Origin of the sequence: Erwinia psidii, from assembly GCF_003846135.1 — a bacterium.
GTDB classification, from domain to species: Bacteria; Pseudomonadota; Gammaproteobacteria; order Enterobacterales; family Enterobacteriaceae; genus Erwinia; species Erwinia psidii.
Map to the genome: position 1 here is coordinate 77,395 of NZ_RHHM01000014.1, position 24,491 is coordinate 101,885.

Below are 24,491 nucleotides of genomic sequence, written 5' to 3' on the forward strand. Positions count from 1 at the left end.
ATGGGGGCTAACAGTGTAAGATGCGTGCTCATTAACGGCGGGTGGATGTAAGCCGATGCTAATGGCTGTTTCCATCGCGAGAATTAAATCGTACGTTTTAAGCGAAAAATCCATATAAATGAAGCACATAAGAAATTTTTCTATCATTGCTCATATCGATCATGGCAAATCGACTCTTTCCGATCGGCTGATCCAGATTTGCGGTGGTCTGACCGAACGTGAAATGGCAGCCCAGGTTCTGGATTCAATGGATTTGGAACGTGAACGCGGTATTACTATCAAGGCGCAAAGCGTGACGCTCGACTATCACGCGCCAGACGGTGAAACTTACCAGCTCAATTTTATCGATACGCCCGGCCATGTGGACTTCTCCTATGAAGTTTCCCGTTCGCTGGCGGCCTGTGAAGGTGCACTGCTGGTGGTTGATGCCGGTCAGGGGGTTGAAGCACAGACGTTGGCCAACTGCTATACCGCGATGGAAATGGATCTGGAAGTGGTACCGGTGCTCAACAAGATTGACCTTCCGGCAGCCGATCCCGATCGCGTTTCCCAGGAAATCGAAGATATCGTTGGTATTGATGCTACTGATGCGGTGCGCTGCTCGGCTAAAACCGGAGTAGGTGTGCCGGATGTGCTCGAACGCCTGGTCCGCGATATTCCTGCCCCCGAAGGTAACCCGGAAGGGCCGTTACAGGCGCTGATCATTGACTCCTGGTTTGATAACTACCTCGGCGTGGTTTCTCTGGTTCGAATCAAAAATGGCACCTTGCGTAAAGGCGATAAGGTGAAAGTGATGAGCACCGGACAGACTTACAATGCCGATCGTCTCGGGATCTTTACACCTAAACGTGTTGATCGTGATGTGCTGAACTGTGGCGAAGTAGGCTGGCTGGTCTGTGCAATTAAAGACATTTTGGGCGCGCCGGTGGGGGACACGCTGACGCTGGCCCGTAATCCTGCGGAAAAAGCGCTGCCGGGCTTCAAAAAAGTGAAGCCACAGGTTTACGCCGGGCTGTTCCCCATCAGCTCTGACGATTATGAAGCTTTCCGGGATGCATTGGGTAAACTTAGCCTTAATGATGCCTCTCTGTTTTACGAGCCAGAAAGTTCCACCGCATTGGGTTTTGGTTTTCGCTGTGGTTTCCTCGGCCTGCTGCATATGGAGATTATCCAGGAGCGGCTGGAACGCGAATACGATCTGGATCTGATCACCACTGCGCCAACGGTGGTTTACGAAGTGCTTACCACTTCCCGTGAAACGCTTTACGTTGACAGCCCGGCCAAGTTACCCCCACTCAATAACATTGAAGAATTGCGTGAGCCTGTTGCGGAATGCCATATGCTGTTGCCGCAGGAATATCTGGGTAATGTCATTACCCTCTGCATCGAAAAACGGGGTGTGCAAACCAACATGGTCTATCACGGTAACCAGGTTGCGCTCACTTACGAGATCCCGATGGCGGAAGTGGTTCTCGACTTCTTTGACCGGTTGAAATCCACCTCTCGCGGATATGCTTCGCTGGATTACAATTTCAAACGCTTCCAGGCTTCCGATATGGTACGTGTCGATGTCCTGATCAACAGTGAGCGCGTCGATGCTCTGGCATTGATTACCCACCGTGACAACTCGCAATATCGTGGCCGGGATCTGGTGGAGAAGATGAAGGATCTTATTCCTCGTCAGCAATTTGATATCGCGATTCAGGCGGCGATTGGTAATCACATTATTGCCCGTTCTACCGTGAAACAGCTGCGTAAAAACGTACTGGCTAAATGCTACGGCGGCGATGTCAGCCGTAAGAAGAAGCTGTTGCAAAAACAGAAAGACGGTAAGAAGCGCATGAAACAGGTGGGTAACGTTGAACTACCTCAGGAAGCGTTCCTTGCTATTCTCCATGTCGGTAAAGACAGTAAATAAAGCCAAAAGGCTGCGAGGGAACTGTAATGGCTAATATGTTCGCCCTGATTCTGGCGATAGCAACATTGTTCACCGGTATTATTTGGTGTGTGGATAAAATTAAATGGGCACCGGCCCGAAAAGCTAAAGCGGCTAATGCGACCAGTCATACGGATGGCGCTGATAAAATGGCAGCAAAACAGCCGGGTTGGATTGAAACGGCAGCCTCTGTTTTTCCTGTGCTGCTGCTGGTGTTTGTCGTGCGGTCCTTTATCTACGAGCCTTTTCAGATCCCGTCCGGCTCGATGATGCCGACGTTGCTGATAGGCGACTTTATTCTGGTGGAAAAGTTCGCTTACGGTATTAAAGATCCAATCACTCAGACCACACTTATTCCAACCGGTCATCCTGAGCGCGGCGATATTGCGGTGTTTAAATACCCAAAAGACCCCAGCGTGGATTATATTAAACGTGTCGTTGGTTTGCCTGGCGACCGTGTTACCTATAATCCGCAGAATAAAACCGTAACCGTCAATCCGGCCTGTGCAACAGGGAAAAGTTGCGGTACGGCGTTGCCAATCACTTATTCTGAGGTTGAACCCAGTAATTTCATTCAGACTTTCAGCGGTTTTGATGGCAATGAGGTAGGGAATGGTTTCTATCAGATGCCTCAGGGAGAATCAATGCGTGGCGGCCTGCGTCTGGCAACCCGTAACGAAACTTTAGATAATGTGACCCACCGGATCCTGCTGGTCACACAGGCACAAAGTCAGGCAAGCTCCTATTATCAGCAACCAGGTCAGCCAGTATCGAGCTGGGTTGTGCCCGTCGGCATGTATTTTATGATGGGCGACAACCGTGACAACAGTGCAGATAGCCGTTACTGGGGCTTCGTTCCTGAAAGAAATCTGGTGGGTAAGGCAACTGCTATCTGGATGAGCTTTGAGAAGCAGGAAGGACAATGGCCAACCGGTGTCCGCCTGAGCCGAATTGGCGGCATCCATTAATCGCCTTCTGAGGTTATTTAAGCAAAGGTGGCCCTCACGGGCCACTGCACACGAAACAGTCTCGTGTTGGCGAGTCCAGCCCTGTTCCGTATGCAGAACAATTTACGCATTCAGACACTGGTAACACATGAACCCCATCGTAATTAACAGGCTACAGCGAAAGTTGGGCTACACTTTTATTCAACAGGAACTGCTACAGCAGGCATTGACTCATCGTAGTGCCAGCAGCAAACATAACGAACGGCTTGAATTTTTGGGGGACTCGATCCTTAGCTACGTTATTGCAAATGCGCTTTATCACCGATTCCCTCGTGTGGATGAAGGGGATATGAGCCGTATGCGTGCGACGCTGGTAAGGGGAAATACCCTGGCCGAAATGGCCCGTGAATTTGACCTTGGTGAATGTCTGCGCCTGGGGCCGGGAGAGCTGAAAAGCGGCGGTTTTCGTCGTGAGTCAATTCTTGCGGATACCGTTGAGGCGTTGATCGGCGGTGTATTCCTGGACAGCAATATTCAGACGGTTGAGAAACTGATCCTCGACTGGTATGCCAGCCGCCTGGAGCAGATCAGTCCCGGCGATAAGCAGAAAGATCCCAAAACGCGTCTGCAAGAGTATTTACAGGGTCGACATTTGCCGTTGCCCTCTTATCTGGTGGTGCAGGTGCGTGGCGAAGCACACGATCAGGAATTTACTATCCATTGTCTGGTAAGCGGCATGGCGGAACCGGTTGTTGGAACCGGCTCAAGTCGTCGCAAAGCCGAGCAGGCAGCAGCTGAACAGGCGCTGATTAAGTTGGGGCTTGAATGAGCGAACAAACTACCCATTGCGGCTTTATTGCTATCGTCGGCCGCCCGAACGTTGGAAAATCCACGTTGCTGAACCAACTTCTCGGTCAGAAAGTGTCGATTACCTCACGCAAACCGCAAACTACCCGTCACCGTATTATGGGCATCCACACCCAGGACGAATATCAGGCGATTTATGTTGATACGCCGGGTCTGCACATCGAAGAAAAACGGGCAATAAACCGCCTGATGAACCGTGCGGCATCCAGCTCCATCGGAGATGTTGAGCTGGTGATATTTGTGGTGGAAGGGACACGCTGGACCGCCGATGATGAGATGGTATTGCACAAGCTTAAAGGCAGTAAAGCGCCGGTATTGTTAGCCATCAACAAGGTTGACAATATTACCGATAAAACCATTCTGCTACCGCACATTCAGTTTCTCAGCCAGCAAATGGCCTTTATCGATGTCGTGCCTGTGTCTGCCGAAAGCGGTAAAAATGTTGATGCTATCGCCAGTATTGCCCGTAAATGCCTGCCAGAAGCGGAACATCACTTCCCGGAAGATTACATCACCGATCGCTCCCAGCGCTTTATGGCCTCGGAAATTATCCGCGAAAAGCTGATGCGTTTTCTTGGTGCTGAGCTACCTTACTCCGTCACTGTTGAAATTGAACGCTTTGCCACCAACGAACGTGGCGGCTATGACATTCACGGTCTGATTCTGGTAGAGCGTGAGGGCCAGAAAAAAATGGTGATAGGTAACAAAGGTGCCAAAATAAAAACCATTGGCATTGAAGCACGTAAGGATATGGAAGAGATGTTTGAAGCTAAAGTACATCTTGAACTGTGGGTGAAAGTGAAATCTGGCTGGGCAGATGATGAGCGAGCCCTGCGTAGCCTGGGCTATACAGACGATCTCTGACCTGATGGAAGGCTGGCAGCGCGCATTTGTTCTGCATGGACGCCCTTACAGCGAAACCAGCCTTCTGCTCGATCTTTTTTCCGAAAATTATGGCCGCGTCCGTGTTCTTGCCAAAGGTGCACGGGGCAAACGTTCAGCACTGAAAGGCGCTTTGCAACCTTTCACGCCGCTGCTGGTTCGTTGGGGCGGTCGTGGTGAGGTCAAAACCCTGCGTGCCGCTGAACCCATCTCTCTGGCGCTTCCCCTGTCTGGTAGCACGCTCTACTGTGGACTGTATGTTAATGAATTGCTGTCCAGAGTTCTGGAGCAGGAAACCGCTTTTACCGCGCTTTTTTTTGACTATCTGTACTGTATTCAGGCGTTGGCGGCGGCAGTATCTTCACCTGAACCCGTTTTGCGACGTTTCGAACTTGCCATGCTTGGGCATCTGGGTTATGGCATTGATTTTCTGCACTGTGCCGGAAGTGGTGAAGCCGTCTGCGATGAGATGACTTACAGCTACCGACAGGAAAAAGGTTTTATTGCCAGCTTGGTGGTAAATAACAACACCTTTTCCGGTCGCCAGCTTCGGGCATTGTCGGAACGAAACTTTCCTGATGCAGATACCCTTCGCGCGGCAAAAAGGTTTACCCGCATTGCCCTCAAGCCCTATCTGGGTGGGAAACCGTTAAAGAGTCAGGAGTTGTTCCGCCAGTTTGTACCAAAAAAGCGGGTGGATACACCGCCAACATCAGAATAGAAGGGTAGGTGTTAGCTGCGGTGCCGTGAAATAATGTACTCCGTTATAACCAAACTTAATTTTGAGGGACTGTCATGGCCGATTTATTGTTAGGCGTCAATATCGATCATATTGCTACCGTTCGTAATGCACGCGGTACAAGCTACCCCGATCCGGTGCAGGCGGCATTTGTATCAGAACAGGCTGGCGCAGACGGTATTACCGTTCATCTTCGTGAGGATCGCCGCCATATTACTGACCGCGATGTGCGCATCTTACGCCGGACTATTCAAACCCGCATGAATCTGGAAATGGCGGTAACTGATGAGATGCTGGATATCGCCTGCGACATCAAGCCGCATTTTTGCTGCCTGGTTCCCGAAAAACGTGAAGAAGTGACCACTGAGGGGGGGCTGGATGTCGCTGGCCAACTGGATAAAATCACGGTTGCTGTATCGCGTCTCTCCGAAGCAGGCATTTTGGTTTCGCTGTTTATCGATGCAGATCACCAACAAATTGACGCCGCAATGGCATCTGGCGCCCCCTATATTGAAATTCATACGGGTGCTTACGCTGATGCGCCAGAAGGCCGCGAGCGGGATGCGGAATTCAGACGGATTAAAGATGCTGTATGTTACGCACATGGCAAGGGGCTCAGGGTGAACGCCGGACATGGTCTGACCTATCACAATGTACAACCCATCGCGGCACTGCCCCAAATCCATGAACTGAACATCGGTCACGCCATTATTGGACGTGCAGTGATGAGTGGTCTGGCCGATGCCGTAAAGGAAATGAAACAGTTAATGCGTGAGGCGCGCAGTTAATGGCGATCCTCGGCCTTGGTACTGACATTGTGGAAATCGTCCGTATTGAGGACGTGATTGCACGCTCCGGCGACAGACTCGCCAGGCGGGTATTAAGTGAAAATGAGTGGGCGCAGTATCAGGCACACCAACAGCCTGTGCGCTTTCTCGCCAAGCGTTTCGCGGTGAAAGAAGCCGCAGCGAAAGCCTTTGGCACCGGTATTCGTGGAGGTCTGGCCTTTAACCAGTTTGAGGTTTATAACGACGAAGCCGGGAAGCCGGGACTGCGTTTTTTTCGCCACGCTGCCGATCTGGCGCAGAAACTGGGTGTCGCCAGTGTCCACGTCACGCTGGCGGATGAGCGATACTATGCCTGTGCTACGGTAATTATCGAAAGCTGCTGACCAACAGGGCGAAAGCCGTTTCGCCCCAACCCTGTCAGGATACCGCATGGTGCATCAGCACAAATTTTTCCCACAGCAATTCCCTGCTTTCAGTATGATCCGGGTCGGTAATAATGGTGTTAACAATAGGGCAGACCTGCTGACAGGTTGGTGTATCGTAATGCCCCACGCATTCTGTGCAGCGATTGGTATCAATCTGATAGAAGTTGTCACCCATTGATATCGCCTGATTTGGGCATTCTGGCTCGCACATATCGCAATTAATACAGCGTTGTGTAATTAATAAAGCCATTTCAATAGGTTACCTTTTTAATCTTTTAAAAACAGTGTCTTATTGGTCTTTTATATTCTTTACGATGATCAGCTTGCTGTGTATTTATCCAGTATCGAAAACACCGGTAAACTCAGTTTAGTAGCACAAAACAGCAACACAAGCTGTTTTTCATCGCCTCAAAACTCTCATCTGCGTACCTGATGCCCGGAGGGCCAAAAGACAAGGAATTTTAATGGCGCGCACTGTAACACAAACACCGAGCTATCCCAATAACGACGCGTTTTTAACCGCATCTGAGAAGTGGGAAGGGTGTAAACCGCCTTATATAAGCTCACACATGAAAATCTGTGTTGCTGCCGCTAAAGTTATACGTGCGCATCTCGGCCAGTCCCGGCGCTCAAAGTATGAAAGGGAGAGTTATCTCCGCATTGATTTCAGCAAGGCTGGAAAAGTTACCTTCTACGCTGAATTCCCAAAAAAAGATGGCGCCTGATCGCTGTGGAACATCACTCCAGCTGGCTTGCCACGACTTTCCCACGCCATTTCCAGCGCTTTGATGGTCAGTCTGCGGTCCGGTGAGAACGACATTGCCCAGCCCACTGGCTTTCTTGCGAACAGGCCGGGAACAACGGCGAGGTGCGCCCAGCGTTTGCCTGTCCGAATATACGTCACGTCGCCGCACCATACCTGATTTGGCTCTGTTACTGCGAACTGTCGTTCAGGGTGATTCGGGATAGCGATGTGTTCATGGCCACCACGTTTATACCGGTGGTGGGCTGCTGACAACTCACCAGCACCCGCCCTTTCATCAGTCTGACGGCAAACCAGCGCCCTATCTGATAGCCTCTCTGGGTTGCCATGGTAACGATGCTCTTTGTCGCGGCCGAACCGTGGCTGATGCTACGCAACCTGGCTGCGTAATACAGTCCGTCTGCCGTCTGGTTTTTCAGGACGGTTTTTCCAGTATTTGTATTTGTAGCTGCTGCGATGAACCCCCAAACACATGGTAGAGAGTGGCTACAGGATAACGCGCCCTGAGTTTCCCACTTATTGAGAACTGTTCAGGGGGGGTGACATCAAGATTGCGGTAGTCTTTTTTAATATTACGTTTATATTTCAATGCGTTGTGGTTTTTTTCTCAGTTCGCGTATTTCAATTTGTTCCGGGGTAATGGGAGCGGCTTTTGCTGTTTTTCCCTGCCGCTCATCACGTAACTGTTTCACCCATCGCGTCATGGTGGAAAGGCCGACACCCATAGCGCTGGCTGCATCTGCAACGGTGTAGGTCTGGTCAATGACCCGTTGGGCGGATTCGCGTTTAAACTCTGCGCTGAAACTTCTTCTTTTCATTGGGAGACCTGTATTGTTCTGAGATGAGCATATCACCTCTGTTCAGGTGACCAAATTCAGTGTGCCACTACAAGATGGCCTCTCAATATGGTTTTATCGTTTATTGGTATGTCTTATTTGTTTTGCTATTAATGTGCCTTTCGGATATTAATGCCTGAAGCCTCGTAATACCATCTGATGGCTTCTTTTATTAGTTCATCAGTTGCATCAATGAATTTTTCTGGTTTTTTTTGCGCGATAGGCTTGAGGATTAGAGGTATTTCAGTGCAACCCATAATGAAAGTATTTACACCTTTTTGTTCGAGGTTTTCAACATATGAAGCCATGGTGTCATAGGCTGCTTGATAATTTCCTGCCTTATAGTTAATGATGCTGTTCATTATATTTTTCTGATTTATATCATCGGGGATAATACAGCTTATGCCTTCTTTCATTAACTTATTCTGGTATAGCTCTGTTCTGACTGTTGCCGTTGTTGCAAGAATTGCCACGCTATCCCTTTTATCAGAAATAATTTTCTGACAGGTGATATCGATGATGCTCAGGAACGTTACAGGGGTAGAGGCTCTGAGATCTTCATACCAGAAATGTGCTGTATTACATGGCATTATGATGCATGATGCTCCTGCATCTTCCAGTATTTTCAGTGAGTTAAGCATCCCCGGAAGTGGCGAAGGCCCATCATGAATAATGCTTTCTGTCCTGTCAGGTATTCCCGGAAGTGACGCGATAATCACGGGGATATGCTCCTGGTCTTTTTTTGCTGGAGTGTGTGAGACTAATTTAGAGAATGCGTCCGCTGTCGCACCCGGCCCCATTCCACCAAGAATTCCTATAATATTTTCCATAGCCCCCCCTTAAAAATAAAACCGATCATCGCACAAGGCGCCATTCATGTAATTGCAGAGTTTCTCAGCGTCATGCTAAAATTGCATAGGGGTAATTTCATTTGCTCAGGGTGGTAAAATGTTAAGTAATATTGAGTTGAAATGGTTGCACGACCTTGTTGCACTGGACGAGTACAGAAGTTTCACGTTGGCGGCTGAAAAAAGGAATATATCGCAGTCATCTTTCAGCAGAAGAATTCAGGCGCTGGAGTCAGCAATAGGATTCGAAATTTTTGAAAGAAGTTTTAACCCATTACAATTAACTGCAAAAGGCAAAAATTTTATCGTTTATGCAAGAAATCTCATAGATGACATGGAATTCCAGATAAACAAAATAAGGGGGATTGATAGTACCAGACAGAGGATTAATGTCGCGGCTGCTCATTCATTGTCTTTGTTCGTTCTGCCCCCAATTATTGCTGACTTTTCAACCTCGACAGACAAAATTTTCTTTGTGGAATCGATAAATGTTGACGAGGCGGTTCATAATTTAAAGGAAGGTAAGTGCGATTTTATCCTCTCTTTCTATAATGAAGATCTGATGACCGCTCCCTTTATGCATCATCAGGTACTTGAAACTGAGCTCCACCTCGTATCTTCCTGTCATGCTAATGGTCGGCCTGCTTTTCCGCTCGGCACAGGGCCGGTGCCGCTGATGAAATATACCGATGAAAGCTATATGGGGCGTCAGGTCAATCAGATGCTTGATAAGGAGCCGGCCCTGTCGTTCACTCTTTCATTTGTGTCTTCAATGAGTGATCTGCTCAAACGCATGATAATTAATGGTAACGGTGCAGGCTGGCTGCCAGATTATTCCATTGTGCATGAACTTAAAAACCGCGAGCTGGCGATTCTTGACGATAAATATTCTGTCAACATGGGCGTTTATCTTTACCGGACCAGCTCAAGGCTGAATCTCTCTTCCGAACGTTTCTGGCAGTACATGAAAGCCCGCTAGCTTGCGCCACCTGGCTCTCTCATCATGCTGCCGGATACGCCGGTTTTGCCAGATTCTCAACGGACAGAACCTTATCAGGCAGTGATTCTTCCATCAGCTGCTTCTCGATGATGACTTCCCGGATGCTTTTACTGCTAAATAGCGGTTCCGAATAGTAGATCACTGGGTAACAAGTGGTGATTGCTTCATTAATTCTGACGACAACTTTGAAGCGTTGATAGCACCGGCTTTGGTTGTGGAAAGCGGGCAATCCCTTGTGCCACAGGGCTTATGCAATGTGTAGCGGTATCAGGAGCAGCTATTTAGTGCGGCAGATTTTACCCACCAGGTCACCGTTGTGATGGCCAATGTATGGATTGAGATAAGTCAAAATCCCGCTTGAGTTCATGACGTAACCTCGACATACCTCCACGTTCGCGGTAGTTCTGTGGAGGCAGTCGATGTTCAGGTTGTCCATCGCGTTGACCAGCAACGTCATGGGTTCAAACATCGCCTGTCCGATTACCGGCTCCATGACGTTAAGCTGCAACTGACCGGCTTCTGATGCCATTGAAACGCAAAGCTCGTTTCTCATTACCTTAAAGCAGACCTGGTTTACAACTTCAGGAATAACAGGATTCACTTTTCCAGGCATAATCGATAATCCCGCCTGTTTTTCAGGAAGGTTGATTTCATTGAGTCCTGCACGCGGTCCCGAAGATAGTAACCTGAGAGCGTTACAAATTTTAGATAGCTTGAATGCTAATCGTTTAAAGGCGCTCTGAACAATCACATATGCACTACAGTCTGATGTTGCCTCAGTGAGATTTTCCGATGCGACCACAGGCAATCCCGTTACCTCAGCCAGTTCGGCGACAGCCGCCTGTTGGTAGCCCGGAGCCGTATTCACCCCAGTGCCTATGGCTGTAGCACCCAGGTTAATTTCCAACAGAAGTTGCATGGTATAACGGATTAGCTTTTTCTCTTCCTTTAGCGCTGTTGAAAAGGCGGAAAACTCCTGTCCCGGCGTCATGGAATAGTATCCTGCAGCTGCGTGCGGTCCATCTTCAGTACAGAGGTAAACTCAGATGCTTTACGGTCAAAACCATGCCGAAGTCGCTCCAGTGCTTCTGGCAACCTTTCGCTTTCACGATACAGGGCGATGCGAAAGCCGGTAGGGTAAGCATTACTGTCAGACTGGGATTTGTTGACATGATCGATGGGATTAATGATGTCATAGCGCCCCTTAGCAGAACCCTTCTGTTGTAGTGCAATATTCGCAATCACCCCATTCACATTCATGTTAAAAGACCTTCCCGCTCCGCTCTGAAACACATTAATTGGAAACTGTGACACATAGGATTTATCAGCAATAAATTCGTCGCATGCGCCGACGGTCGCGGTAGCAATTTCGGCAGGTAACATGCCCAGCGACTGATTTGCCGTGGCAACCGCTTTTTTCACCAGAACCATAGAGCGAATAAATTCCTGGCAGGACAAAGTTTTAACGCCGCTGTACGGAAATTTTCTGCCGTCCTGAGCGTACGAATGGAATGCCGTAAAACGCCTCACCACTTAATTCACGGAAACCCTGCAGATCTTCTTTAATACGAGTTTGCATGTTCATAGTATATTTGCCGTATTTAATCTTTAAGTTTTACTTGCCGATTCACGATAATCAGGACGATTTGGCTTGTTCGCTGGTTGCAGCATACTTGTCAGCCTGTGCCGCTTTTTTCTTGCTTTCTAAACGCGAGATGACGGCAGTAGAAATACTGTTGCCAACTACGTTCGTCGCGGTGCGGCCCATATCCAGGAACTGATCGATACCAAGAATAAGAAGGATGCCGGCCTCGGGCAGATTGAACATAGGGAGCGTGGCGGCAACTACCACCACCGATGCTCTGGCGACGCCAGCCATACCCTTGCTGGTGACCATCAGCGTCAGAAGGATTAGAACCTGTTCGGTCAGACTGAGATCGATGTTATAAGCCTGAGCGATGAAAAGGATGGCGAATGACTGATAAAGCATTGAGCCATCCAGGTTAAACGAGTAGCCCAGGGGGAGAACGAAGCTGGTGATTTTCTTGGGCACGCCAAACTTATCAAGCGCGTCCATCGTTTTAGGATAGGCAGATTCGCTGCTGGCCGTTGCGAAAGCGAGTGCGACGGGCTCACGAATGAGTTTTCCAAGCCCGAAAACGCTTTTACCAAGGAATGCATAACCCACGATGAACAGTATTCCCCAGAGTATGGCAAGGCCGACATAGAACAATCCGATCAGCTTACCGTAATCATAAAGCAGGCCCAGACCTTCAACCGTAATGGCAGAAGAGATGGCCGCAAATACCGCGACGGGCGCAAAACTCATCACATAATCAGTGATGCGGAACATGATACGTGCCAGATCTTCAATGAAAATGGCCACCGGGCTTTTACCGTCACGGCAGATAAAGGACAAGCCTGATCCAAAGAAGATGGAGAAAATAAGGATCTGAAGAATCTCATTATTGGCCATTGCCTCAGCGAAGCTGCGGGGAAATATATGGCTGATAAATGTTTTTAGTGAGAATCCAGACGTATTCAGGCCTGTGGATACAGACGTAGTGGGAACTGACAGGTTTAGTCCCGCACCGGGCTGGAAGAAATTCACCATAAACATACCAATCAGCAGAGAAACCAAAGCTGCTGAGATAAACCACAACATAGCCTTCAGGGTTATGCTGCCGACTGAGGATGAGCCCCCCATCGAAACGATGCCTGATACGATCGTAGCGAATACCAGAGGAGCAATAATCATTTTAATCAGTCGAAGGAATACGTCGGTAATGATGTTCATGTACGATGCAAGCTCCTTAGCCTGCTCGATTGATCCAGAATACTGATGACATCCCCAGCCAACTAAAATGCCAAGCACGATAGCGATGACTATCTGCTTCATTAATTTTTGCCTTTTCATATTGACCTCTTGATATAATTTTAAAGTCTGCTGTTCTTTAGCAGACCCACGGCATGGTTTCGGTTACAAAGCCTTAAAATTAAATTTACTTTTTTTTAAACGTAAAATAAATGCAATTGGAAAAGGCCTTATGCAAAAAATGCATAGCCGTTTTTATGTGCATAACATGCTGATATAAATAGATAATATCTGTTTATAACTATTTCATATGACTAAATGTCAGGTTTGAGGTAAGCGTCACATTTTATGGAGGGACATTACAGGGAATATATTTATAGGTGCAGAGGTAATTAATTAAAAAAATTTATCATTTGGGGGCTGTAAATTCTATTTATATAAAAATTGCAAGAAATTATAAACTGCTAATTATATAATCTGAATATATCAAAAAAAATAAATTTATATTTACATACATCATGGTGTATTAAACTATAAAGACCATAAAAATGAAAGCATATATTTTTTCCTTTTGTGTAGAAGCAAATTTATTGAATTTTTGTCTGCCATAACGAGTGGTTGAATTATATATAACTATAATATCCCCGCTATTGATAGTACAAAAAATAACCTTGCATGTCGTTTTTAATTTTTATAATCAATAGATTATTTAAATTGTGGGTGCGTGAAAATTTAGGAAATGATTCATAAGATTCAATGAAAGCCCCTGTTTTTTTACTGTGATAGAGATATTGAATCATTCAATATTATAAGCAATTGTTAACAACAATTTATCTAATTGCTCAAATATTCTCATAGTACGTTGCTTTAACTCTGAGGATTGCCTGGCGCGTAGCCTAACTCACCAGCTATCGCGCTAATACTTTTTCCTTCAAGAAGGTGTAAGATAACAACCTTTTTTTGCTCGTCATTCAAAGCTGGCGGGCGGCCAAAACGCTTACCCGAAGCTTTTGCCCACGCAATACCAGTATGCGTACGCTCAAGCAGCAGATTCCGCTCAAATTCAGCGACGTCAGAGATTACCTGCATTGTCATCTTTCCAGCCAGACTGGTAAGGACTACTCCTCCCGGCGTCAGGCAGTGGACCCATATTTCATGACGGTGAAGAAGCCAACAGACAATCTGACAGGTATGCTGAACACCCTTAAAACCTTTAATGGCTTTACGTTCAGCGCTTCCACAAATGTCAAGGCAGCGCTGGAATCCTGCCGCCTTGACGTGAAGTTTTTTCCATAGGTGCAGTCGGATAAAACGGCCCGCACCGTAGCCAGCCTCAATGCTTCTTTAGACGACCTGACGACGCATGCCGGACGGCTGCGGGGACAGGTCAATAAGCAGCGTCAGGGGATGCAAAAACTGATTCTCAGGCATAAAACCGATATCAATAACTTTGGCGTACGCTGGCTATCGTTATCCGGTTGACATCATGAGGGAAGGTGACAGATGCAGGTTGAAGCTGCACCATGAAGACTTTGATGGCTACGTCAGCCAGCATCTTAGCGACGGTGAACGCAATGCCTTTGCCATCGTTCTATTTATGTACGAGTGCCTGGCTAAGAAGCCAGATCTGCTCCTTCTTGACGAGCCGATGTCATCGTTTGATAAGAACAAAAAGTCTGTCATTCTGGAAGTGCTGTTGCGCCGCAATACCGGTGACTGCCTGAAAAAACGAGACGGTACTGATGCTGACTCATGACGTTGAACCCATTATTGATACGCTGAAGTCCGTCAGAAAGCTGTTCAGTCATTTGGTTACGGCTTCACACCTCCGCTACAATGCAGTCTGCATCACCGAGCAGCTCATTGGTGAAAGTGATATCCGCACTTTTGCTCAGATCTGCCAGTCCGTCACTGACTCTGACAGTGAAGACGTCATCAAACTGATCTGTCTTCGCCGGCATTATGAAATTATGGACGACCGCGGTGATGCCTGTCAGGTACTCTCAAACCTGTTTCATCACCGGGAAACGTCAACCGACAGCCGGGAATCCGTTTCATTGTTAAAAGGCCGACATTGATGGCACTGGCCGAATCAGCGACAGTGTAGTGTTGATAAATAACCAGTTGAGCGTATTCGCGTTTGAACTCAGCGATGAAATTGCTTCTTTTCATTGGATCACCTGAATGGATGTGAGCATATCACTTTCGTTCAGGTGGCAAAATTAAGTAAATCACCACCACAAGACAACCATAAAGCTGTAGTACGCTATTTACTCGTTGATGCGGAAAAGAACCTCAATTTATTCAACGTTCAAACATACTCATGTAGTTCTTAACAAACTTTTCCCGGGGCGTTGTCATAGCTTCAAGATCAGCGACAACACCATGTCGCAATGGCGGCAAGTCCATACCCCGGGCCTGAGCAATCGATCTGACACATAACTCTGCTTTAGCTGCGCTTCCGCGTTTGTCCGGCATCGCATTGGCCGCCCACCAGTGTATGTTTGCCAGGTTTTTGATGAATTTTGAATCCGACAGGTGGGGGTCCAGAGCTTTGTTATACAGGCCGTTGACATGCTCCATGATTGCCTCGACATCTGCTGAATAGGTATGCCGTATATAAAAGGGTTCCCCCGATTCCATATGACTTAATGTGGCGTAATGCTCATCGTGTCGGTTTGCATGGGGGTCTGTACTCATCACCACCGCCGATAAAGCAAGAGTATTTCCATCCAGGTTTTCTCTTAAAGGGAATTCCTGGTTGGGTGTTTCCGTATCGTTGTAGCAAAGTTCACCATCTGTGCGGTGGCTGAATCTGTCTTTAATATATTCATACTGATTTGCAAGGGGGGTTGTCGCGGTGCGGTAGTACGATGGATAGCGTTCTTCGCCAAATGTTTCGTAATCGCCGCCAGAAGCGGCAACACGCCAGTCTCTCGCTTTATCCCACAGCGCATCAAATGTGCTCACATCACCATTTGCTATTTCCTGGCCAATATGACGACTCGCCTGCCAGAATGACTGACCATATGCCATTTGTGATGCGGTATGCTCTTGATTGTACTGATTGTCCGGCCATCTTGCGACCCCAATCAGACACTGTTCATTGTAGCTCAATGAAGAACTTTGTGGACCACTCAAACCGGTATGTATCCGGTGACTGGAAACATCCATTTCGCTGCTTGCCCGGCCAGAATGTACTGATTCCGCATAGTAATGACGGGGAGAAGATACCTGAGGTTTGGACGATATACAGCCCATTTTTTATTCCTTATAAATACTGAGGGATATACTCCTGAGTGATTATTTAAAGAATAAAGTTCCATCCCGCAAAAAAATGAATCGCCACGGATAATCCAGACACTTCCGGGCCGTTGATAATATTGATTTCACCCCGGTGTGGCTACTTTTTGGAGAGAATCCGTCAGTCGTGTCATTGCCTCAATACCATCTTCCATTGCCGCACGTTCGACTTCCGTCAGCGGTATTTCCTGCAACATTCTTATCAGGTTTTTTTCCCTCTCGATATTGCGCTTCAGAGGAGTTCCTGGGCAGATAAAATGAGCACTTTGCACACGCCATCCGGTGCGGGCACTGTGCAAAAATCGTAGCTGCACAAACCGTGACCCAGGTCGTAATAACGCCAGGGTTCCCCGGTTTGGGAAGGCCTGCCAGAATTGCATTCTGGTCGGGCAACACAGAAACCATACGGCGGCTACGTTCAAAGTAACCGGCTTTCCCGAGCGAGGCGGCAAGCCTTGTTGGCGTGATCTCAACATAATGGCGAGTGGATTCCGGTGAAGCATGGTCCTGCCATTTCTGCAATTCAAAAACAGCAAGCGGTTCCCGGGCATTATAAAGCTGGCTGGCAATTGTCGCTCTTGCACGGCGGCTGGTGATCCTGCCTCTGGCATCCTGCTCAGGTATGCCCGCCTTTTTACACAACAACGGGACGAGTGATTTATTAATGTAGCTTCCGTGCACCCGTCTCGCCGGTGCATAAAAAAATGCACACTCTCACCAGTCTTTGGATCTTCCTGAAGCGTCTGCAGGCTACGAACCTGTTCCCAGCGTTCGATATAGTGTCCAACTACAGGATCAACCGGTTTTGTGAATGCCGCGCATGTCTTGCTGACGGCACATCAATCAGACAGATGCGGGACGTATTGTTTTCTTCTTCCGGTGTCTGCCAGCGGCCACACTTAAGCAACGCATACCAGCATGCCTCAATACGTGAGGGACGGAGTACCGAAGTATCTCGCCATCGCTCACACCAGGAGAGCCATTCGGCCTATATGTCAGGCACCGCATTGTATTCCCGGGGCGGCCGGCGGCGTTCTGACACCCGATGATCAAAACCCTCATCAATAATCCCTGATGATGCCAGTATGCGCGACAGCGTGGCGGAGGCCTCGCGGAGATTAGCCGGCTCCACAGTAGCTATGTATCGCAGCCTGTCCACACTGATACGCTCTGGATGCGGTTCATGCTGAAGCCGCATTGCCAGGCACATGGCATTCCTGACGCTGTTAATCAAAGTGCATTCGCTGATCGGTATGCATAGCCGCAGCGGTGCGCCCGTCGATGCCAAAAACCCCTCAGAGGAAGCGTTCCTGCTCGGCCAGCAGGTGAATAAAGCAGAGAAGGAAGCGGCGGAATTTATTGAAAGGATTATGAAAAAAGGCAAAAAATGAATGTGTCATTTCCGGCCTTTTTCCATATGTGGGCAGAGCGTATGCGTTGGGACGTGCCGGACTGTCACTGGCTGGCCAACCGTGGCGATCTGGCCGTCCTGCGCTGCTTTCGTGGGTTCGGAAAGTCAACCATCCTTGCGGTTTATAACGCCTGGCGTTATCACCAGAACCGCGATTACCGCATCCTGCACCAGTCAGAGTCTGATGGTACCGCATACAAAACCAGCCGTGACACGCAAAATGTTATACGCAATCACCCGCTTACCCGGGGCATGTTGCCGGATAAACAGGGAACGATAGAGCAGTGGTGGGTTGACGGCGTGTCGGATTTCCGTAACGCCAGCATGTATGCCCGGGGGATCCTCTCTAACGTCACGTCAGCGCGCGCAGATGAATGCCAGAATGATGACGTTGAAGTGCCAAAAAATATCACCACGCCGGAGGCGCGCGAAAAGCTTCGCTATCGTTTGGAAGAGCAGACGCACATTCTGGTACCGGGCGGACGAAAACTCTTTATCGGCACACCGCACACGCATGACAGCATTTATGATGAGCTGGAAAACATGGGCGCAGACTGCCTGACTATCCCGCTGTTTTCGCAGGCTTACCGCATAGAAGAAGACGCCGCCACGCGTACCCACTACGAATTGCCGTTTACCCCTGAATTCGTTTTCATCGGGATCCATAAAGGCGCAAGGTTACTGCAACAGGACGTTGGCGGAATATTACCCGGGCATAACTGATGAGTATCAGCGTGTAATAATGTCGGGTGAACTGCCCAGCGCCGCCCAGGTTCGAACATATATCGGTCGCTGGGATTCATCGAATTACTGTTACGCATTGAGCCAGGAAATTCCGGCGGGGCCGATTACCGCATCAGTTTATCGTGCGCAGAGTGACAGTGCGTCAGGCATTGGCATGAGTCTGATATCTGTTGAGGTCGGAACGCTGGCAACATCACCAGTTACAACGAGCTTGGGCAGCACGGGGACGCGCACGGCGGCCAGAGCTGCAATAAACACAATGGATTACAGTACGTCGAGCATCTTTTATTCAGACGGAACCAGCGTTGATTTAATTCCCGTCAACGATGCGGTATCTGTCCCACTTGCTTCCCGGCAGTGGGGAGGCCGTTATATCACATCTGTTAAGTTAATGAGGTAATTATGTCCGATGCAGAAAACATAACAGTTACAGAGTCCTGGGCTGTTGTTTATGAGGGTACGGACGAACGCACGATTGCATGTGTGTCCGGTCAGGGCGAAATCTGGCAGTCTGCCGCTGAATCGGTTAATACCGCGATTGGATTGCCGATCGCGGGCCGGACCGTGCGGGGCAGCGGGCGCATACTCGGGCGGGCGATATACGGTACAAAACACGCTGTTTTTATAGTGCTGTGATCGCGTTAAAACGCCTGGTGGTGTGCAGTGCTGCAATCATCGCCATCGTCTGGGGGTACGGCCACATACGTTATCGGGCTGGCTGGTATGCACATGCTGATAAAGTTAACGCTGACGCAAAGAAGCGAAAGGTACGGGCCGTTACCGCAGTGCAGGTTACTGAAAATGCCGCTGCTACAGCCAGCACAGAAAGCCGGGTTGTTTACCGGACTGTATACAGAGACGCGGTGAAATATGTTAACAATCCGTTGCGCAATGTGTGTGAGTTCGATCCTGATGCTGTGCAGTTGCGCCAGCGCGCCATCGATGCTGCCAACCATATCCCCGGATTTGATGCAGCCACCGTGCCGGATAAGTGATGCAGGCACAGACAGCGACGCAGATTTGCAGGCCGATACGGTTACGGCAGAGTGCGTCCGGGAGCTGCGTACGAATATATACAGGTGGCAGGGCTGGTATAAAGCCATTGATATACAATAAGTTAAATATATTGATCTGTATTGTCGATCAATGAGATCTGATTGATCGACAGCACCAATTGGACCGGAGTTTTAGCTGGGCTTATTTTAGACAGGCAAAAGGAGCAACATCATGAAATGGACGCGTAGAATTACCTGGCTTGCTATTCTCTCTGGCTGCATTGCATTCTGGTCTGCCATATTCATCCTGCTGTACCGTTTTTTCTGACACTCCTTTTTCCTGCGCACCAACACCAGGCCCGGCGAAAGCCGGGTTTTTTCGTTGCCCTTTATACTGAAGACGCTATGATTACGTGTAACGCGAAACGGTATGTAAGGATTGCATATGAAGAATATTGAGATGGAAAAAAAACTGGCTGATGGCGGGTTTACTTCAAAAGAAATAGCCCTTCTGAAAAATCGAATAGAAAAAGATAATACCACCTGGCATGAGCTATTGGTGGACCTGAGAAAAAGATTTCTGGGTGGTATGGTTTTTTTGTTGGTGGCATTTTTTCTTATGGGAAGTGATTTTTTCATGAGAAAAGATAGTGATTTGCTATCGATGCTATTGACATTGATTTTTACCTCCGTCGTTTTTTGGTTTGTCATACCGTTAAAATTAGGAGGTAAGGCGTTTTTATTTATAAGAAGAAATAGTCATTTTTGATTTTCGTCATAAATGGATTTTATTGTCATGGCATCACTGCCCATCTCAATGATAAGGCTTGTACGTGACATATTTTTAATGTTTCGCACATAATCCGCTCTGAGATAATGAAAGAGCCTCCATGCTTCGGGTTTTAAAACCAGTCGGCTCATCCCGTAACCTGATAAGAATAAATCTATGTAGCTGCAAGCCAGTCGTCCAGTTTTTTCGTCAAATCCTAATAGTTTGGCGGTATAAATATAGCCATTTTCTAAAAAACCAACAAAATTATCGTTCCCTGATTTTATGTTTTCCATACTTTTCTGAAAGGCATTCATTCCATGAAGAGTTAGCATTCCAGAAAAGGCTATGCCGATAATATTTCCAGATGCAATTGAAGCTGCAAGCAGACTGCCACCTACTACAACCTGAATTCCATAGATGGCTACCCCGACACCATTAATAATATATCCCCAGACGCCATTCTCCTGTTTAAGTTCAGCGGTGGCTACAATTTTTGCGCCTTTATGATTAAGCTGTCTGTCCTGCCCATCAAGATATTTTCGTTCAAGTTGCAGATTGCTAACGGACTCCTGACACTGTGACTCATTTCGGGCAGTACGAATCATCTTTAACTGATTTGAGATAAACTCCTGAACATTAATTTTAAAGTCGTTTCGAACGGTGATACTGCGGAGATGGCGAAACCCCACCCGCTCGGTTGTGCTCATAAGCTTGCGGGCTTCAAGGCTGGCCATTGTGAGGTAATAATCAGAAAAGCGTTTCTTTGCTAAGTAGTTATCCATAACTCGTCCTTGTGCTGTATGCGAGGTGGCTAACTGGCCTCCATTGCTATGCAGAGCAGGGACAATATCAGGCTGCCAACTACCCACCGTTACTATGTTATTTAGCGGCTGAATTGTAAACAGTTAAGTTATGTCGGTTAAAGATTACTTGCAGAGTAATTTTAAATTTAACCTGTTTTTATACAGTATTTCAGGGTGAGTTCTGGGCGGCAACGACAGTAACTTTATGATGATTTATCGGGGTGAACAGCTTGAGAACTATCAAGAGGGCGGCGGATTTTGGTTTGGCCGGACATACGCGGGTTGCTTCTGGCTTGAGCTTGAACGGCCAGCGTCATTAGCGACCGGAATAAACTACCTACAAGTGCTTGAGAGCTCCCGGGCAGGGGGGGGGATTTCGACGATGAATTCACGTTAACAACGTAATTCATTTTCAGGAAATGGATTAGAAATTGTTTCACTTCGTTACAAATAGAAAAGCCCCGGATCGAAAATCCAGGGCTTTTGTGCAGTGTATGTGCATTTCACGTACACTTTTTTGTCTTTACTAGGTCTGCGTTCTGTCTGGTCAGTGTCCGTAAGTGACTGTTTTTATAGTCTCTGTCCGGTTGCAGTCCTGTCAAAAGTGGGCTGGCGGGAGTTGAACTTATGCGGCAGTGGACTGATTTTAAAAATAAAGCAATTTAGCTTTTAAGGTTCTAACTACCAAACGTACTACCAAAATGTTTTGGTAGAAAATTACACATTGCCGGGGAGGGGCTTATTTAGTCTCTGCTAAGAGTAACACATAAAGCTGTTATGCTTTTACATGTCCAGCCTGTCCACTGTCCTTATATAATATTAAAAATAAAAAATATTATATTTATTATATAGATAATACCTCTCCAAGCGCGTTCGTTTGTGGACAGAGGTATGGACAAGGGGTGAACAGCGCTGTCCATACTTTGCCGTTTGTTGGGCCAAATTTATGTTTGGCGGGGTGCGATATCGGATCGGTAAAGTTAGGGCACTACGTTTTGCTTCGTGCTTTCGTCGGTCGATAGTCGGACGCCGTCCGAAAAGTTGCCAGAATGGGAAAGGGCAACCCTCCCCGGAAATGCTCCAATCTGAGCGAGGGTTGTTGTACGGGCTTTTACACCTCAACAATTCTCAACATTTTTTGTTTGGCAAAACCCGCACATGCGCAAGTACGCCGGGGAATGGGTGGCGTGAGACCTAAAAGTGTCAGTGGGAGTGGTCTTACTGAAAGAGTGAGGTAGGCGGTAAGGCGTTGCCGCTTTTCTCCCCGTCGGGATAGCCTCCTGAGCATTTTGCTACTTCCGCTTTGCTGGTGCAAGGTTGGGTAGAGCGGATGATTTTATTGCTGTCTCTACGCGAGGGTGGCAACCTAATCGGCCATGTCTTTTACGATCTGTCCGTTTTCTTTCATGCGATATATTTTATTATTAGTAGTAAAAGAGAGCCCCATATTCCTACCGTAACTGACAGTAAAAACTTTATTTTTTTCTATACAGTTTTTTGGAGGTTTCATATCCTCAAAACAAAGTCTGTCATATTTCCCTTCTTCTTTATAACCATCACCAAAATCCCAAAAGACAACAGTAAAAAAACCATCAGTGTCAGACTGGGGGACTTTATGCTTATTTTTGAGCATATCCTTGTTTTCCTGCCACCAATTTATTCTCCCTTTATCCGTAAAAGGAAATTTTTTCACTAAAATATAGCTGTGATTACCGTTTTCGTGTACAGCGACTATTTCTACCGTACGCAGTGACAGCCAGAGTACGCAGGCTAGTAGCAGACAAGCGAAGAACGCCAGCGCGAATAGAGTTGTCTTATATTTAACTTTCACTACGGCCCCCGTTAATCTCTACCGTGGCTTCCATATTGGTCATGAATGGCTTGAAGCCAAACTGATTGTACCGCTGGAGCACAAACCAGATACGGAAGAAATGGAACTGGCTAAATTTTGTGTTCAGAATATCATCGCTATCCAGACCAAAGTGATCCTGAACCTTATAGTGTACCACTGCCTGGTAACGGTCATTTTCAATATGTAGTGATTTAATGGTGATATGTGTTGCCCAAGTATCATGAACGGTAATACCCATGCCGTTAAAATTATCCTGAAATCTGTCAAACTTAGGTAATCGTCCTTCAAGAATGGCTTTTGGTAGTTCGCTTTTTTGATTGGTTGGGTAATATTTTTTATCCCAATCTATATAGGTATCAAACGCGTCTTTCAATAACAGACGTGTACTATTTTCCTTTGAGTTATCCCTGATAATATGCTCTTTCAATGCCCGGTCCAGCGATATATCACGGAAAGGCGTACCATTGCCGTGCTGCATGTGAGTGATCATCTTTTCAATCAGGTGACTATACGGCCCGTAAAGGGAAAATTTACGGGATAACGAGCGGAATTCATCAAACAGCATTGCGGCACACTGCTGGCGGGTAATCTTTTCACCCTGGCCGCGCAGATTGCAGCAGAACATGGACTGGGGACGATCCAGTGAAGAACGCCGGGTCAGCGTGTAAGGATCAACCCGGTCAGAAATGTAATCCAGCCGATACCGGGATTTTAACTGTGCTTCGGTCAAATCGCCGCAGCGCATATCACTCGCGCCGTAGTCGTCCATCCACTTCTGCGTCTTAAATATCGTACAGGGAAACTGTAGTGCAGCCATCGTTATACATTCCTTGTGTAATGGTCCGTTGCGTCTTTACAGGGAATGATACGCGCTGGTGGGCCGGAGTGTAAACGTTGAGCACTCTCTACACGTAATTTTTTGCAGATTCCGGGCAGGGGGGATAACGACTTTAAATCACAGTCTCTGACACACCAGTGCCTGCATTTTCTGTGCGAACCTGAGCGCGAACCTCGCGTAGTGAGGTAAGAAAAACCTTCAGCCGCATCAGGTCAGGAGTGTCATTCCGGTGGAAATTTCAGGACTGGAAACAATAAATTCAGGTATAAAGCTTTCCTTTTTCTCGCGCAGAGACTGTCAGAAAACCTTCGTGACGCTGCGTTTTTTACTGCGTAGTGACCCCGAAAAAATCTTCCGTGTCCCGCCTGTGGGCTGGCGATTCCGTCTAATCGTCGGAATTAATCAAAATCAATCAGTTATCAACGTTTACAGGGTGAGGGCTGAATAATGCGCGTTATACGGGCAGTGATGCAACGCTGGGGAGAATGGGCGGCGTATGAAGAAAACCGCTCTGCATGGCCTGCTGTCTGCGCCACCTTCCGGGGAGTGCTGGCGGGTAAATCATCTTTGCGTCCGTCCTGTAGTGACGATGACGGCCTGATAATCGACGCCTGTGTATCGAGGCTGCACATCGCTGGGCGCGATGCAGAACGCGAGGTGCTCTTTGCTTACTACGTCCTGCGCCTGCCTCTGCGCGATGTGGCAAATTTGCTCGAAACCAACTGTATGCAGGTTCGCAATCTGCTGTCCGGGGCTGAGAACTTCGTTAACAGCGGTCTGGTGACGCTGGGCGTCAGGCTGGATATGGATCTGGTACTGAAAGCCACCGGGCAGATGGAAGCGCCTGCATTTCTGCTGCGCGGTTTTGAGGATGTTTCTGGTCGTGTGCGGGGGGTGGGTTGATGGTCCAAATCTGGATGATGAATT

Annotated in this window: 25 protein-coding genes and 6 pseudogenes; 18 read left to right on the plus strand and 13 right to left on the minus strand. The window is 47.8% G+C overall.

From position 1 onward, the window contains the following. The first annotated feature begins 118 nt into the window (after nucleotides 1-118). The 7 genes from lepA (at nucleotide 119) to acpS (ending at nucleotide 6,542) form a co-directional block, all read left to right on the plus strand. Nucleotides 119-1,918, plus strand: a complete 1,800-nt coding sequence (gene lepA, locus EB241_RS16565) for a translation elongation factor 4 (protein ID WP_124234215.1) — start codon at nucleotides 119-121, stop codon at nucleotides 1,916-1,918. 26 nt (nucleotides 1,919-1,944) lie between these two features. Continuing rightward, nucleotides 1,945-2,904: a signal peptidase I gene (gene lepB / locus EB241_RS16570; RefSeq protein ID WP_124234216.1), complete on the plus strand. Its 960-nt coding sequence runs from the start codon at nucleotides 1,945-1,947 to the stop codon at nucleotides 2,902-2,904. Between the two features lie 127 nt (nucleotides 2,905-3,031). Next, the gene (gene rnc / locus EB241_RS16575; RefSeq protein ID WP_124234217.1) at nucleotides 3,032-3,712 is read left to right on the plus strand and encodes a ribonuclease III; all 681 of its coding nucleotides are present in this window, start codon (nucleotides 3,032-3,034) and stop codon (nucleotides 3,710-3,712) included. Then, nucleotides 3,709-4,614, plus strand: coding sequence for a GTPase Era (gene era / locus EB241_RS16580; RefSeq protein ID WP_124234218.1), 906 nt, complete (start codon nucleotides 3,709-3,711; stop codon nucleotides 4,612-4,614). The genes rnc and era overlap by 4 nt, the downstream gene beginning before the upstream one ends. A 4-nt stretch (nucleotides 4,615-4,618) precedes the next feature. After that, nucleotides 4,619-5,353, plus strand: a complete 735-nt coding sequence (gene recO / locus EB241_RS16585; RefSeq protein ID WP_124234261.1) for a DNA repair protein RecO — start codon at nucleotides 4,619-4,621, stop codon at nucleotides 5,351-5,353. Between the two features lie 74 nt (nucleotides 5,354-5,427). Further along, on the plus strand, nucleotides 5,428-6,159 hold the full coding sequence (pdxJ, locus tag EB241_RS16590) for a pyridoxine 5'-phosphate synthase (RefSeq protein WP_124234219.1): 732 nt from the start codon (nucleotides 5,428-5,430) through the stop codon (nucleotides 6,157-6,159). Next, nucleotides 6,159-6,542, plus strand: coding sequence for a holo-ACP synthase (gene acpS, locus EB241_RS16595; protein ID WP_124234220.1), 384 nt, complete (start codon nucleotides 6,159-6,161; stop codon nucleotides 6,540-6,542). The genes pdxJ and acpS overlap by 1 nt, the downstream gene beginning before the upstream one ends. A 34-nt stretch (nucleotides 6,543-6,576) precedes the next feature. Here the strand turns inward: acpS and EB241_RS16600 are convergent, their stop codons facing one another. Beyond that, the gene (locus EB241_RS16600) at nucleotides 6,577-6,834 is read right to left on the minus strand and encodes a YfhL family 4Fe-4S dicluster ferredoxin (RefSeq protein ID WP_124234221.1); all 258 of its coding nucleotides are present in this window, start codon (nucleotides 6,832-6,834) and stop codon (nucleotides 6,577-6,579) included. Nucleotides 6,835-7,048: 214 nt separating this feature from the next. Here EB241_RS16600 and EB241_RS16605 point away from each other — a divergent pair. Then, a pseudogene (locus EB241_RS16605) lies at nucleotides 7,049-7,303 on the plus strand (recombinase); the annotation flags it as partial. Here EB241_RS16605 and EB241_RS16610 read toward each other — a convergent pair. Together EB241_RS16610 and cuyB are read right to left on the minus strand one after the other, a co-directional pair. Next, nucleotides 7,294-8,165: pseudogene (locus tag EB241_RS16610) on the minus strand (IS3 family transposase); the annotation flags it as partial. The pseudogenes EB241_RS16605 and EB241_RS16610 overlap by 10 nt on opposite strands. A 128-nt stretch (nucleotides 8,166-8,293) precedes the next feature. Next, on the minus strand, nucleotides 8,294-9,013 hold the full coding sequence (gene cuyB / locus EB241_RS16615) for a cysteate racemase (RefSeq protein WP_124234222.1): 720 nt from the start codon (nucleotides 9,011-9,013) through the stop codon (nucleotides 8,294-8,296). A 118-nt stretch (nucleotides 9,014-9,131) separates the two neighbouring features. Between cuyB and EB241_RS16620 the strand changes: the two genes are divergently transcribed. Next, nucleotides 9,132-10,010 carry a LysR family transcriptional regulator gene (locus tag EB241_RS16620; protein ID WP_124234223.1) on the plus strand — a complete coding sequence of 293 codons (879 nt, stop codon included), beginning with the start codon at nucleotides 9,132-9,134 and terminating at the stop codon, nucleotides 10,008-10,010. Nucleotides 10,011-10,032: 22 nt separating this feature from the next. Here the strand turns inward: EB241_RS16620 and EB241_RS20970 are convergent, their stop codons facing one another. The 4 genes and pseudogenes from EB241_RS20970 to EB241_RS16635 form a co-directional block, all read right to left on the minus strand. Continuing rightward, complete coding sequence (locus EB241_RS20970; protein ID WP_158612422.1) at nucleotides 10,033-10,173, minus strand: hypothetical protein; 141 nt, start codon at nucleotides 10,171-10,173, stop codon at nucleotides 10,033-10,035. A 147-nt stretch (nucleotides 10,174-10,320) separates the two neighbouring features. Continuing rightward, nucleotides 10,321-11,616, minus strand: a pseudogene (locus tag EB241_RS16625) (aspartate ammonia-lyase); the annotation flags it as partial. Between the two features lie 51 nt (nucleotides 11,617-11,667). Next, complete coding sequence (locus EB241_RS16630) at nucleotides 11,668-12,948, minus strand: dicarboxylate/amino acid:cation symporter (protein WP_124234224.1); 1,281 nt, start codon at nucleotides 12,946-12,948, stop codon at nucleotides 11,668-11,670. Between the two features lie 740 nt (nucleotides 12,949-13,688). Next, nucleotides 13,689-14,016, minus strand: a pseudogene (locus EB241_RS16635) (recombinase family protein); the annotation flags it as partial. 126 nt (nucleotides 14,017-14,142) lie between these two features. Between EB241_RS16635 and EB241_RS21620 the strand changes: the two are divergent. The 3 genes from EB241_RS21620 to EB241_RS21630 are packed head-to-tail and all read left to right on the plus strand — an operon-like array spanning nucleotide 14,143 to nucleotide 14,924. After that, complete coding sequence (locus EB241_RS21620; RefSeq protein ID WP_233592629.1) at nucleotides 14,143-14,328, plus strand: hypothetical protein; 186 nt, start codon at nucleotides 14,143-14,145, stop codon at nucleotides 14,326-14,328. A 28-nt stretch (nucleotides 14,329-14,356) separates the two neighbouring features. After that, nucleotides 14,357-14,602, plus strand: coding sequence for a hypothetical protein (locus tag EB241_RS21625; protein WP_233592630.1), 246 nt, complete (start codon nucleotides 14,357-14,359; stop codon nucleotides 14,600-14,602). Then, nucleotides 14,589-14,924: a hypothetical protein gene (locus EB241_RS21630; RefSeq protein WP_233592636.1), complete on the plus strand. Its 336-nt coding sequence runs from the start codon at nucleotides 14,589-14,591 to the stop codon at nucleotides 14,922-14,924. The genes EB241_RS21625 and EB241_RS21630 overlap by 14 nt, the downstream gene beginning before the upstream one ends. On the opposite strand, the pseudogene EB241_RS16645 reads toward EB241_RS21630, so the two are convergent. The 3 genes and pseudogenes from EB241_RS16645 to EB241_RS16655 all read right to left on the minus strand — a co-directional run. Continuing rightward, nucleotides 14,896-15,018, minus strand: a pseudogene (locus EB241_RS16645) (IS3 family transposase); the annotation flags it as partial. The gene EB241_RS21630 and the pseudogene EB241_RS16645 sit on opposite strands and share 29 nt — an antisense overlap. Before the next feature lie 132 nt (nucleotides 15,019-15,150). After that, the gene (gene xopAH / locus EB241_RS16650) at nucleotides 15,151-16,107 is read right to left on the minus strand and encodes a XopAH/AvrB family type III secretion system effector (RefSeq protein ID WP_124234225.1); all 957 of its coding nucleotides are present in this window, start codon (nucleotides 16,105-16,107) and stop codon (nucleotides 15,151-15,153) included. A 180-nt stretch (nucleotides 16,108-16,287) separates the two neighbouring features. Then, nucleotides 16,288-16,830 (minus strand): site-specific integrase, encoded by a 543-nt coding sequence (locus EB241_RS16655; RefSeq protein WP_233592631.1) that lies wholly within the window; start codon nucleotides 16,828-16,830, stop codon nucleotides 16,288-16,290. A gap of 527 nt (nucleotides 16,831-17,357) precedes the next feature. On the opposite strand from EB241_RS16655, the gene EB241_RS16660 reads away from it, so the two are divergent. The 5 genes and pseudogenes from EB241_RS16660 to EB241_RS16675 all read left to right on the plus strand — a co-directional run bounded on the left by EB241_RS16660 (nucleotide 17,358) and on the right by EB241_RS16675 (nucleotide 20,068). Then, nucleotides 17,358-17,540 carry a hypothetical protein gene (locus tag EB241_RS16660; protein ID WP_124234226.1) on the plus strand — a complete coding sequence of 61 codons (183 nt, stop codon included), beginning with the start codon at nucleotides 17,358-17,360 and terminating at the stop codon, nucleotides 17,538-17,540. After that, a pseudogene (gene terL, locus EB241_RS16665) lies at nucleotides 17,537-18,256 on the plus strand (phage terminase large subunit); the annotation flags it as partial. The gene EB241_RS16660 and the pseudogene terL, both read left to right, overlap by 4 nt. Nucleotides 18,257-18,706: 450 nt before the next feature. Then, complete coding sequence (locus EB241_RS20770; RefSeq protein WP_148089651.1) at nucleotides 18,707-18,940, plus strand: hypothetical protein; 234 nt, start codon at nucleotides 18,707-18,709, stop codon at nucleotides 18,938-18,940. Next, nucleotides 18,937-19,299: a hypothetical protein gene (locus tag EB241_RS16670; RefSeq protein ID WP_233592633.1), complete on the plus strand. Its 363-nt coding sequence runs from the start codon at nucleotides 18,937-18,939 to the stop codon at nucleotides 19,297-19,299. The genes EB241_RS20770 and EB241_RS16670 overlap by 4 nt, the downstream gene beginning before the upstream one ends. A 445-nt stretch (nucleotides 19,300-19,744) precedes the next feature. Further along, on the plus strand, nucleotides 19,745-20,068 hold the full coding sequence (locus EB241_RS16675; protein WP_124234227.1) for a hypothetical protein: 324 nt from the start codon (nucleotides 19,745-19,747) through the stop codon (nucleotides 20,066-20,068). Here the strand turns inward: EB241_RS16675 and EB241_RS16680 are convergent. The 3 genes from EB241_RS16680 to EB241_RS16695 form a co-directional block, all read right to left on the minus strand. Beyond that, nucleotides 20,059-20,853 (minus strand): DUF4225 domain-containing protein, encoded by a 795-nt coding sequence (locus tag EB241_RS16680; RefSeq protein WP_124234228.1) that lies wholly within the window; start codon nucleotides 20,851-20,853, stop codon nucleotides 20,059-20,061. The genes EB241_RS16675 and EB241_RS16680 overlap by 10 nt on opposite strands. 1,387 nt (nucleotides 20,854-22,240) lie before the next feature. After that, a complete protein-coding gene (locus tag EB241_RS16690) occupies nucleotides 22,241-22,705 on the minus strand; it encodes a DUF943 family protein (RefSeq protein WP_124234229.1) in 465 nt (154 codons plus the stop codon). Further along, nucleotides 22,695-23,543, minus strand: coding sequence for a YPO3983 family protein (locus EB241_RS16695; protein ID WP_124234230.1), 849 nt, complete (start codon nucleotides 23,541-23,543; stop codon nucleotides 22,695-22,697). Before EB241_RS16695 ends, EB241_RS16690 begins: the two co-directional genes overlap by 11 nt. Nucleotides 23,544-24,011: 468 nt before the next feature. Here EB241_RS16695 and EB241_RS16700 point away from each other — a divergent pair, with 468 nt between their 5' ends. Next, the gene (locus tag EB241_RS16700; RefSeq protein ID WP_124234231.1) at nucleotides 24,012-24,467 is read left to right on the plus strand and encodes an antiterminator Q family protein; all 456 of its coding nucleotides are present in this window, start codon (nucleotides 24,012-24,014) and stop codon (nucleotides 24,465-24,467) included. The last annotated feature ends 24 nt before the right edge of the window (nucleotides 24,468-24,491 follow it).